This window comes from Mesorhizobium sp. M7A.F.Ca.CA.001.08.2.1 (assembly GCF_003998455.1).
In the GTDB taxonomy this organism is placed as follows: domain Bacteria; phylum Pseudomonadota; class Alphaproteobacteria; order Rhizobiales; family Rhizobiaceae; genus Mesorhizobium; species Mesorhizobium ciceri.
This window is the reverse complement of the sequence record NZ_RZPW01000124.1, coordinates 1-10,780: the sequence shown is the minus strand read 5'-3', so window position 1 is coordinate 10,780 and position 10,780 is coordinate 1. Positions and strand designations below refer to the sequence as shown.

Sequence of the window (10,780 nt, the reverse complement as noted above, 5' to 3'; positions counted from 1 at the left end):
GGCTGGCGAACAGAAAAACCGTCTGCAACTCAGGTGCCATAGTCTCGTTCATGCCGGCCATCTGCATCTCATAGTCGAGGTCGGTGCCGTCGCGCAGGCCGCGGATCATGATCGAGGCGCCGTGCTTCCTGGCGGCGTCGATGACCAGCCCGTCGAAGGCGACGACCTTGATACGGGCACCATCGCTGCCGAATTCCGTCTTCGTCGCCGTCTCGATCAGCTTCACCCGCTCCTCGAAGGAAAACAGCGGCTGCTTGCCCGGATGGATGCCGATCGCCGCATAGACGATGTCGGCCACGGCCAGCGATGCCTTCAGCACATCGAGATGGCCGTTGGTCAGCGGGTCGAAGGAGCCGGCATAGAGGGCAATGCGTTCGGTCATGGCAGGTGCTTCTAATGCATGATCCCAAAAAGTGGAAACCGGTTTTTGCGGACAAACGGTTTTTCGTTTGTCCTAGAGATCATGCTCAAATGAAAGCTAGAGCCTGTTCCATCTTCCGTCCACCAAGATGGAACAGGCTCTAGCGAGCCTCTCTCGCAAAGGCAAATCCGATCGGCGCGCCGGCCGTGAACCTTTTCCGGCACATGAACGACAGATGAACACGCTGATCACGAAGCCTTCACGCAGCGTTCACTAGGTTGCACCTTAATTAGATGAAACCAAAATCCCATCTATCCGTTGTTAGGCGCAGGAGAACACGCACATGCTGATCTACATGCTCGCCACCGCAATGACCGTCGCCATGCTGATCGCCACCGTATTTGGGCTGCATCAGGAGGCACAACGCATCCGCGTCAAGGCAAACACCAAGCGCTTCGAAGGCTTCGGCCCGCGTAAGCCATATCGCCACTACTGATAAAGCCTGAACTTGCTGCCGCGCCGGCCAGCTGGCCGGCGTTGCCATGTCACAACCTGGGTGCCGGACTTAGTCCGCACCCTCCGGACCGGCGTCAGACGCCGCAGCGGCATCGGCACCGCCCTCGACGGTCTCTTCGCTTTCTTCGTCCGCTTGCGGTTCAGAGATCCGCTCGACCGAAACCACCTTTTCGCCTTCAGCCGTGTTGAAGATGGTCACGCCCTTGGTGGCGCGGCTGGCGAAACGAATGCCGTTGACCGGCACCCGGATGACGGTGCCGCCGTCCGACACCAGCATGATCTGGTCGTCATTGCCGACCGGGAAGGTCGCCACCAGCCTGCCAATCTCGGCCGCCTTCGACACGTCGGTGGCGCGGATGCCCTTGCCGCCGCGTCCGGTCAGCCGGAAATCATAGGACGACGAACGCTTGCCGTAGCCGAATTCGGTCACCGTCAGCACGTACTGTTCGTGCGCCTTGAGTTCTTCGTATCGGCTGTCGGAAAGCTCTGTCTCCTCGCCGATCTCCTCATTGGTCAGCGCGATCTCTTCCTCTTCTCCGGCCGTTTCCGTGGCAAGCCGCCGCTCCGCCGCCGCGCGCTTCAGGTAAGCGGCGCGTTCCGCCGGCGAAGCATCGACATGCTCGATCACCGACATCGAGATGATGCGGTCGGTCTCGGCCATGGTTATGCCGCGCACACCGACCGAATTGCGGCTCTGGAAGACGCGCACGTCGCCGACGGAGAAGCGTATGCACTGGCCGGAACTGGCGGTCAGCAGCACGTCGTCCTTGTCGGTGCAGGTTTCGACGCCGAGGATCTCGTCGCCTTCTTCCTCCAGCTTCATGGCGATCTTGCCGTTGCGGTTGACCTGGACGAAGTCGGATAGATCGTTGCGGCGCACGGTGCCGCGCGTGGTGGCGAACATGACGTAGAGTTCGCCCCAGCTGGCCTCGTCCTCGGGCAGCGGCATGATGGTGGTGATGCGCTCGCCCTGCTCCAGCGGCAGCATGTTGATCAGCGCCTTGCCGCGTGACTGCGGATTGCCGATCGGCAGCCGCCAGACCTTTTCCTTGTAGACGATGCCGCGCGAGGAGAAGAACAGCACCGGCGTATGGGTGTTGGCGACGAACAGTCGGGTGACGAAATCCTCTTCCTTGGTCGACATGCCGGAGCGGCCTTTGCCGCCGCGGCGCTGCGCCCGGTAGAGCGACAGCGGCACGCGCTTGATGTAGCCGGAATGGCTCACCGTCACGACCATGTCTTCGCGCTGGATCAGATCCTCGTCTTCCATGTCCGAACCGCCGTCGGTGAGCTCGGTGCGGCGCGGCGTGCCGAACTCGTCGCGCACGGCGGCAAGCTCGTCCTTGACGATCTGCTGGACGCGTGCGCGGGAAGACAAAATGTCCAGATAATCGATGATTTCGGCGCCGATCGTGTTCAACTCGTCGGCGATCTCGTCGCGGCCGAGCGCGGTCAGGCGCTGCAGGCGCAGCTCGAGGATGGCGCGCGCCTGCTCCTCGGACAGATTGTAGGTACCGTCCTCGTTGATCCGGTGGCGTGGGTCATCGATCAGGAGGATCAGAGATTCCACGTCGCCAGAGGGCCAGCGCCGCTCCATCAACTGCTCACGCGCCGTCTGCGGATCCGGCGCGGTGCGGATCAGCTTGATGACTTCGTCGATGTTGGCGACTGCGATAGCGAGACCGACCAGCACATGGGCGCGATCGCGCGCCTTGCGCAGCAGGAACTTCGTCCGCCTTGTGATCACCTCCTCGCGGAAGGCGACGAAAGCCTTCAGCATATCGGTCAGGTTCATCACTTCCGGCTTGCCGCCATTCAGCGCCACCATATTGGCGCCGAAAGAGGTCTGCAGCGGCGTGAAGCGGTAGAGCTGGTTGAGAATGACGTCGGCAACGGCGTCGCGCTTCAGCTCGATGACGACCCGGTAGCCCTGGCGGTCGCTCTCGTCGCGGATATCGGAAATGCCTTCGATGCGCTTGTCGCGCACCAGCTCAGCCATCTTCTCGATCATCGACGACTTGTTCACCTGGTAGGGAACTTCGGTGATGATGATGGACTCGCGGTCGTTGCCGCGCTGTTCGATGTTGACGCGCCCGCGCATGACGATGGAGCCGCGGCCGGTCGAATAGGCGCTGTAGATGCCCGAACGGCCAAGCACGATGCCACCGGTCGGAAAATCAGGGCCAGGAATGATCTCCATCAGCGCCGGCAGGTCGATCGCCGGATTGTCGATGATGGCGATGGCGCCATTGCAGACTTCACCGAGATTGTGCGGCGGGATGTTGGTCGCCATGCCGACGGCGATGCCGCCCGAGCCATTGACCAGAAGGTTGGGAAAACGTGCCGGCAGAACCTTAGGTTCGCTGCCGGAAGCATCATACGTGTCCTGGAAATCGACGGTATCCTTGTCGATATCCTCCAGGAGCTCGTGCGCGACCTTGGTCAGCCGCGCTTCCGTGTAGCGCATCGCCGCAGGCGGATCGCCGTCGATGGAGCCGAAATTGCCCTGCCCGTCGATCAACGGAACGCGCAACGACCAGTCCTGCGCCATGCGCACCAAGGCGTCATAGATGGAAGCATCGCCATGCGGATGGTATTTACCCATCACGTCGGCGACAGGACGCGCCGACTTCACATATTTGCGGTTCCAATGGTAGCCGCTCTCATGGGCGGCGAAGAGAATGCGGCGATGCACCGGCTTCAGGCCGTCGCGCACGTCCGGCAGCGCACGGCTGACGATCACGCTCATGGCGTAATCGAGATAGGAGCGCTGCATCTCCTCGACGATGGATATCGGCTCGATGCCGGTGGGGCCGCCGTCGGCGCCGCGCGGTGTCTTCTGGTCGGTCAAATCGGATCACAATCTAATCAGGAATCACTTGGTGCTTATATAGGAAGCAAGCCCGAAACTCCAACCTTCACGGCACTTTTCCAGTGTCATTTTTGATGGTAATTTCAAATGGATACCGATGATTGCGACGATATGGCCAAGGCGGTTTTCGCCGCCCTGACGCAAAAGCCTGCGTGTCTGCCTTGCGGTGCACCGGGCCGATTCACCAAGCAGAAACGACCTATGCGCCACGGCGGCTGCGATACTGGCTTGGCGTCTGCCCCATGATCCGCCGAAAACGACGATTGAAGGTCGACAGATCGCTGAAGCCAGCGCCGAAAGCGATCGCGGAAACCGTATCGTCCGACATGCGTAGCCGCACCGCGGCCCTGTGCAATCGCGTCTTGAGCAGGAATTGGTAGGGGGTCATGCCCGCCACCTGCCGGAAGATGCGCAGGAAATGATACGGACTGGTCGCCGTCTCATCGGCAAGTGCTGAAAGCGAGATCGGCCCGTCTGCATCGAGTTCGATGCGCCGCACAGCTTCGGCAACCCGTTTTTGATCGCGGCGTCTCGGCGCGCGCCTGACATGCGTAGCGCCGGAGGCTGTAGCCACGGCAGCACCGGCCATGCGCAGGGAAAGTTCCTCGAAGGCGTCGATGTCGGCCATCTCGCGAGCGGTTTCCGCCTCGGCCAGGAGTGGCGCCAGGACCGGCAAAGGCGGCAGGCGCGCCGCCTCGAAAGCCAGCTTCCTGGCGCCCGGCACGCCAGCCGCGATCCGCTCCATGTAGGACGGCCTGAAATGGAACGAGAGGCAACGATCGCCGCCGCCATGCTCGTGCCCGCATTCGTAACATGTGCCGGGATTGCCGAGCAGGAGCGCGCCGGGCGCCAGCATCGCCGTTCCTTGTTGGGCGCGGTAGCGGAACGTGCCGCTGGTGACTGCAGCCACACAGAAATCCTGATGCGCCTCCTCGAACGGCCGGCCGGCGCCGGCCGTGCAGATCACATCCGTCACATGCCAACCGGCTCCGGATGCGAGACTATGCGTGGTCGTCGTCATGGTCGAAATATAGCAATTTTTCCCAAGCCCAGAACCCCGTAACCGCCTATTCCCTCCCAATCTCCTGACAAGAAGAGGCCACAACCATGTTCGATCAATCTTCGTTTGCCGATGCCCTGCATAGCCCCGGACCGATCGAAGGCCTTGCCGAAAAACTGAGCCTTTACGGCCGCTTCGTCGGCGCCTGGACTTTCGACGCCTCGCGCCACCTCGAGGACGGAACGGTGCTGACAGGGCGCGGCGAGGTGCATTTCGGCTGGGTGCTGGAAGGCCGGGCGATCCAGGACGTCTGGATCCTGCCCGCGCGGGACACTGGTTCCCAGCCTTCGCTCGGCAAATGGACTTTTTACGGCACGACACTGCGCGTCTATGATCCCGGCGCGGATGCCTGGCACATCTTCTGGAGCGACCCGCGCAACCAGTATTTCAGCCGCCAGCTCGGCCGCGCCGAGGGCGACACGATCGTGCAAGTGGGCACCGACGGCACCGGCAGCTCAGTACGCTGGGGCTTTTCACGCATCACCGAAAACGCCTTCCGATGGCTGGGCGAGCGCTCGCACGGCAATGGCGCGACATGGCGGCTGGAGGTCGAGTTCCTGGCGCGCCGAGCGGTTTGATCGCCGAAGAATGCAGCAGCCTGGAATAAAAGCGTCGCGACCCTTTGCGCCCTCCGCTGTCTCGCCGGCATCAACCACTTTCTCACGAACAGTTCCCACCGAACGGGCTTTGCTCTACCAATTATCCTGGTACGGGCACGGCCCGGCGGGAGGGTCAGAGATGCCGAGTTTCGACAGCCTGTTCAACGCGTTCGTCACCATTCTCGTGACCATCGATCCGCCCGGCCTGGCGCCGCTGTTCCTCGCCGTGACGCGCGGCATGAACCGCGAGGAGCGCCAGCAGGTTTCCGTCCGCGCCTCGATCATCGGTTTCCTGGTGATGGCGCTGTTTGCGGTTGCAGGCGCCTCGATCCTGTCGGTGTTCGGCATCACGCTGCCGGCTTTCCGCGTCGCCGGCGGCTTCCTGCTGTTCTTCATCGCCTTCGAAATGGTGTTCGAGCGCCGGCAGGACCGCAAGGAAAAGATCGGCGACGTCGCCATCACCAAGGACATGATCCACAACATCGCCGCCTTCCCGCTGGCAATCCCGCTGATCGCGGGTCCCGGCGCCATTTCGGCAACTGTGCTGCTCTCAGGTTCCTTTCAAGGCTTCGCGGCGCAGGCGGCGCTGGTCGGCATCATCTTCGTCTGCCTTGCCATCACCTATCTGGTGTTCGTGCTGTCGGAACGCATAGACCGCATCCTCGGCCAGACCGGCCGCTCGATCCTGACCCGCCTGCTCGGCGTCATCCTGGCAGCACTGGCCGTGCAATTCGTCGCCGACGGCATCAAGGCGCTGATAGCGGGCTGACAGGCTGACGCGGCGAGAATCTCAAAGCCGGCTCTATCTCGCCGTCGTGTCGACGACCTCGAAATCGTGGGCAATCGTGGCGGTCTTGGCAAGCATCGCGGAGGCCGAGCAATATTTTTCGATCGAAAGGTCGATCGCGCGTTTCACCTTGTCGCTGGAGAGTTGCCTGCCCTTGACGACGAAATGCATATGAATGCGGGTGAACACTCTGGGTTCGGTTTCCGCCCGGTCGGCCTCGAGCTCGACAACGCAGTCCTCGACCGCCTCGCGCCCCTTTTCGAGGATGTGCACGACATCATAGGCCGAACAGCCGCCGGTGCCGATCAGCACCAGCTCCATCGGGCTCGGTCCCGGCGTCCTGCCTTCCGGTCCGGGCGCGGTTCCCAGCACCAGTTTGTGGCCGCTACCAGACTCGCCGACGAAGGTGCGTTCCTCGACCCATTTTACGCGTGCTTTCATCGAACTCGTCCTTCGCCATATTTCGTTGATCGCCATGTCAGCGTTCAGTTCGACAATGCAAAACCCCGAAAGTCCATGAGGGACTCTCGGGGCGCAATGTTTGACTTAAGCCAAAAATAACATCTGCAGTTGCGATCAGAACGGGATTTCGTCGTCCAGTTCGCGCGACGAACCGCCACCGCCGCCGCTCTTGGCACCGCCACCACCGCGATTGAAGCCTTCGCTCGGGCTGGACTGGCCGAAATCGGAACCACGGCTGCTGCCGCCACCGGCATAGCCGCCAACCTGGCCGCCTTCACCCTGCCCGCGCGCGTCGAGCATCTGCAGCTCACCGCGGAATTTCTGCAGCACGACTTCCGTCGTGTACTTGTCGGCGCCGGTCTGGTCCTGCCATTTGCGCGTCTGCAGCTGGCCCTCGACATAGACCTTCATGCCCTTCTTCAAATACTGCTCCGCCACCTTGGCGATGCCCTCATTGAAGATGACGACGTTGTGCCATTCGGTCTTTTCCTTGCGCTCGCCGGAATTCTTGTCGCGCCAGCTTTCCGACGTCGCAATGCGAATGTTGACGACCGGCTCGCCCGAGTTGAGGCGACGGATTTCGGGATCCGCGCCGAGGTTGCCGACCAAAATGACCTTGTTGACGCTACCCGCCATGATATTTCTCCGCGCTCATCCGAAACAAATTTTTTTGTCGCAGCACCTTACAGGCTGCAGGCGTCAGCCGCTTGCCGTGGCTGCCTTTACCCACAAGGTTTTTGTTCCCTTTTCGTTCTATGGTGCAGATGACGTTCTGTCAATGTTTGTCAGCAAGATGTAGTGTCCCGGCCGGAAATTTCCATGAAATCGGATCTGACCGGGGGCGATCAAATGAAGTCTGTCGCACATGAGGACCAGCAGCGCGAGCAATGGCGAGCAGGTGTGGAAACACGCATGCATGTGTCGGCCAGCAATGGTGCATCGCAACTTTGCATATTCGAGCAATGGGTCGAGCCCACGGTCGGCGCCCCAACGCATTGGCATCCCGTGGAGGAAGTGCTGACCGTTATCGCCGGTAGGGCTGAGATGTGGATCGACGATGAGCATACAGTCGTGACATCGGGCCAGTCTCTCGTTGTCCCAGCGAACAGGTAACACGGGTTCAAGAACGCCGGCACTGGAACGCTTCACATCCACGCCGTCCTTGCGTCGCCGATTTTCGAGGCGACGTTCGATGGGCCTGCCGGAATGGTGAGACGCTGGCTTCCGACAATCTCGTAAAACAGTGCTTGCCAAATCAATAAGTATTCACTTATGCTTTTGACATGATCGAAGCAGAGATTTTTCGTGCACTGGCCGACCCGACGCGCCGCGCCGTCTTTGAGCGGCTGGCCGCAGGCGAGATGAGCGTGTCGGAATTGCGCACCGGTATGACGGTGTCGCAGCCCGCGGTATCGCAGCATCTGGCGGTGCTGCGTGGCGCAGGCCTGGTGGTCGAGCGGCGAGCCGGCCGCAACGCCTATTACCGCGCCGATCCGCAGGGGCTCGCTCCCTTGCTCTCCTGGATCGAACGCTACCGGACTTTCTGGCCGGAACGCATCGAAAGGCTGAAGGCGGTTTTGAAGGACATGGATCAATGAAGAAGGCGGGATCAACGACCAACGAGGGCCAAATCGACGCCGCGGATGCGCTCGAGTTCGAGTACGACCTTGCCGAGCCGCCGGAAAAGGTCTGGCGGGCCCTGACCGTACCGGAATTGCTGGCCGCCTGGATGATGCCGAACGACATCAGCCTCGAGATCGGCAACCGTTTCGCCTTCGCCGGGCCGGACACGCCGATCGAATGCGAAATCCTCGACGCCGAACCCGAGAAGCTGCTGCGCTATTCCTGGCGGGAGCAGCCGGGCGACGCAGCCAGGCAGGATCCGCTCGACAGTACCGTCACCTTCACACTTGCCCGGACCGTTTCCGGCGGCACGCATCTGCGTGTCGTCCATGACGGCTTTGCCCGCAAGGCCATGCCTGCCATCGCCATGGCAGGCGCCGGCTGCCGTCTTTCGCTCGGTTTGCGCGCAATTGGAAAGCCCATCGCCGCGAACGCACCGCGCCTTCTGCGCGCGGCATAATAGAAAATCGGAGAAGAAAAATGAGCGGTGTTGCCAGTCTGGTGCCGATGGTCATCGAGCAATCGAGCCGCGGCGAACGCGCCTTCGACATCTTTTCGCGGCTGCTGCGCGAGCGCATCATCTTCATCAACGGCGAGATCAACGACGACATCTCGGCGCTGGTCTGCGCGCAGCTTTTGTCGCTGGAATCGGACAATCCGGACAAGGAGATCTCGCTCTACATCAACTCGCCGGGCGGCGTGGTGACCAGTGGTTTCGCCATCTACGACACGATGCAATATATCAGCTGCCCGGTGTCGACCGTATGCATGGGCTTTGCCGCTTCGATGGGCTCGTTCCTGCTGATGGCAGGCACACCGGGGCGCCGGATTTCCCTGCCGAACGCCACCATCCTGCTGCATCAGCCGCTGGGCGGGTTCCAGGGCCAGGCCTCCGACATCCAGCGACATGCCGAGCGCATCGGCAGGACGAAACGGCACATGACCGAGCTCTACGCGCAGCATTGCGGCCGTACCTATGAAGAGGTCGAGCGCACGCTGGACCGCGACCACTTCATGACCGCCCGCGAGGCGCAGGCATGGGGCATCGTCGACCATGTTTTCGACACGCGCAAAAAGGCGGCGTAAGCCAGGGCCGGAGCGGAGTCCGGCCGGCTGCCGAAGATTTGACGATGCCGGTCTGGTTCCATCGGCGGCGCGCCACTATAGTCCTGGGATGACCGACACTCATCCCTCCAGACCACTGCGTCCCGTCATCGCCGTCATGGTGCTCGCTGTTGCCAGCCTCGTGAGCGGCGCGGCTCTTGCAGAGGACAGTTCGCCGTCGACGCAAAAAAGCGCCCTGCCCGGCGTGACCGGCGACTACCGCATCGCCAAGCCGGCTCCCGAGCCGGACGATGCGCTGCCGGCCGGCGAGAACGGCACATTCAAGATCGGCGATACGGATGTCAGGATTTCCGGCAGCATCACCGTCGATGTCGGCGCCGGCTCGATCGGGCCGCCGCGTCACTGAGTGCGCGCGGAAATGAGCGTTCCCCACATAAAACGGCCCCGCCGTGCCTTGGGCAAACGGACGGGGCCTTCTGGATCTCAAATCCAACTTTGCCGGGAGTGTACTGCCGGCGTTTGATTTCGGATGCACCGCGGCGTTCGGCCGACGATCCGACTAGCAGTCTCTGATTTTTAGGGGATATGGCAGGTCACGGTTTGCCGGGTGGCGCAGACGCTAAACCCTGGCACTTATGCCTGCCGCGGCTCCAGTGACAACTGGAACCCTAGGGGACGATCCGGTGGCGTCATAGCTCCGCTCCTCTGTCCGTTGCGATTGTTGTCAATTCGAAGCACAAATCGCAAATGCCTGCGGCGTCTCGCAGGCCGCCTTTGGGCGGCGAGGCCATCGAAAGACGGCCGGCTTCGTTGACTTCCGGAGACTGCGCTCCTGGGTTGCCCGCGTCAACCATCAATAGCCGGTTACCGAAAAACGTGATCGCCGGGAGGTTACGTACAAGTCAGTTTTTGCACAGCTTTGTCAGGAGCGTGTTCGGCCTTTGTTCTTTCCGCTTGCCCGTTCACGCGAAAGACGCTTAAACGCTTTTGTCGGGAATTGTGGCGTCTCTCGACGTGGCGGCAAAACTACCTACATAGGGGATGGCCGGGAAAACCCGCCATTCCAGGAAATTCCAGATTCTGAGGCGGCGACCGGCTATGGCCGACCATAAATATCTTTCCATTCGCGGGGCGCGCGAACACAATCTGAAGAATGTCGATCTCGACCTGCCGCGTGACAGCCTGATCGTCATGACCGGCCTGTCGGGGTCCGGCAAGTCATCGCTGGCCTTCGACACGATCTATGCCGAAGGCCAGCGCCGCTATGTCGAAAGCCTTTCGGCCTACGCGCGGCAATTCCTCGAGATGATGCAGAAGCCTGATGTCGACCAGATCGACGGCCTGTCGCCTGCCATCTCCATCGAGCAGAAGACCACCTCGAAGAACCCGCGCTCGACCGTCGGCACCGTCACCGAGATCTACGACTATATGCGGC

At 61.6% G+C, this 10,780-nt stretch carries 13 protein-coding genes and 1 pseudogene; 9 read left to right on the top strand and 5 right to left on the bottom strand.

The window, feature by feature from the left end; all coding sequences use genetic code 11:
• Window positions 1-382: pantetheine-phosphate adenylyltransferase (coaD, locus tag EN914_RS10335; protein WP_127389070.1), on the bottom strand; the 382-nt coding region annotated here is incomplete at its 3' end.
• A 322-nt stretch (window positions 383-704) separates the two neighbouring features.
• On the opposite strand from coaD, the gene EN914_RS10330 reads away from it, so the two are divergent.
• Window positions 705-857: a hypothetical protein gene (locus EN914_RS10330; protein ID WP_081714296.1), complete on the top strand. Its 153-nt coding sequence runs from the start codon at window positions 705-707 to the stop codon at window positions 855-857.
• A 69-nt stretch (window positions 858-926) separates the two neighbouring features.
• Here EN914_RS10330 and gyrA read toward each other — a convergent pair whose 3' ends face one another.
• Together gyrA and EN914_RS10320 are read right to left on the bottom strand one after the other, a co-directional pair.
• On the bottom strand, window positions 927-3,728 hold the full coding sequence (gyrA, locus tag EN914_RS10325; protein ID WP_013531829.1) for a DNA gyrase subunit A: 2,802 nt from the start codon (window positions 3,726-3,728) through the stop codon (window positions 927-929).
• Window positions 3,729-3,948: 220 nt separating this feature from the next.
• Complete coding sequence (locus EN914_RS10320) at window positions 3,949-4,770, bottom strand: AraC family transcriptional regulator (RefSeq protein ID WP_024503509.1); 822 nt, start codon at window positions 4,768-4,770, stop codon at window positions 3,949-3,951.
• An 86-nt stretch (window positions 4,771-4,856) separates the two neighbouring features.
• On the opposite strand from EN914_RS10320, the gene EN914_RS10315 reads away from it, so the two are divergent.
• Both EN914_RS10315 and EN914_RS10310 read left to right on the top strand, forming a co-directional pair.
• A complete protein-coding gene (locus EN914_RS10315; protein ID WP_024503510.1) occupies window positions 4,857-5,387 on the top strand; it encodes a hypothetical protein in 531 nt (176 codons plus the stop codon).
• A gap of 160 nt (window positions 5,388-5,547) precedes the next feature.
• A complete protein-coding gene (locus EN914_RS10310; RefSeq protein WP_013531832.1) occupies window positions 5,548-6,177 on the top strand; it encodes a MarC family protein in 630 nt (209 codons plus the stop codon).
• A 33-nt stretch (window positions 6,178-6,210) separates the two neighbouring features.
• Here the strand turns inward: EN914_RS10310 and EN914_RS10305 are convergent, their stop codons facing one another.
• A complete protein-coding gene (locus EN914_RS10305) occupies window positions 6,211-6,636 on the bottom strand; it encodes an OsmC family protein (protein ID WP_024503511.1) in 426 nt (141 codons plus the stop codon).
• 135 nt (window positions 6,637-6,771) lie between these two features.
• Complete coding sequence (locus EN914_RS10300; protein ID WP_024503512.1) at window positions 6,772-7,293, bottom strand: single-stranded DNA-binding protein; 522 nt, start codon at window positions 7,291-7,293, stop codon at window positions 6,772-6,774.
• A 183-nt stretch (window positions 7,294-7,476) separates the two neighbouring features.
• On the opposite strand from EN914_RS10300, the gene EN914_RS39960 reads away from it, so the two are divergent.
• From EN914_RS39960 to EN914_RS10270, 6 genes and pseudogenes are all read left to right on the top strand, one after another.
• Window positions 7,477-7,770, top strand: a complete 294-nt coding sequence (locus tag EN914_RS39960) for a cupin domain-containing protein (protein ID WP_338101297.1) — start codon at window positions 7,477-7,479, stop codon at window positions 7,768-7,770.
• A gap of 170 nt (window positions 7,771-7,940) precedes the next feature.
• A complete protein-coding gene (locus tag EN914_RS10290; RefSeq protein WP_013531836.1) occupies window positions 7,941-8,255 on the top strand; it encodes a helix-turn-helix transcriptional regulator in 315 nt (104 codons plus the stop codon).
• On the top strand, window positions 8,252-8,740 hold the full coding sequence (locus EN914_RS10285) for an SRPBCC domain-containing protein (RefSeq protein ID WP_024503513.1): 489 nt from the start codon (window positions 8,252-8,254) through the stop codon (window positions 8,738-8,740). Before EN914_RS10290 ends, EN914_RS10285 begins: the two co-directional genes overlap by 4 nt.
• A 20-nt stretch (window positions 8,741-8,760) precedes the next feature.
• Window positions 8,761-9,366, top strand: coding sequence for an ATP-dependent Clp protease proteolytic subunit (locus tag EN914_RS10280; protein WP_013531838.1), 606 nt, complete (start codon window positions 8,761-8,763; stop codon window positions 9,364-9,366).
• 88 nt (window positions 9,367-9,454) lie between these two features.
• Entirely contained in the window at window positions 9,455-9,751 is a 297-nt protein-coding gene (locus EN914_RS10275) for a hypothetical protein (RefSeq protein ID WP_024503514.1), read from the top strand.
• 692 nt (window positions 9,752-10,443) lie between these two features.
• Window positions 10,444-10,780 (top strand): annotated as a pseudogene (locus EN914_RS10270) (excinuclease ABC subunit A); the annotation flags it as partial.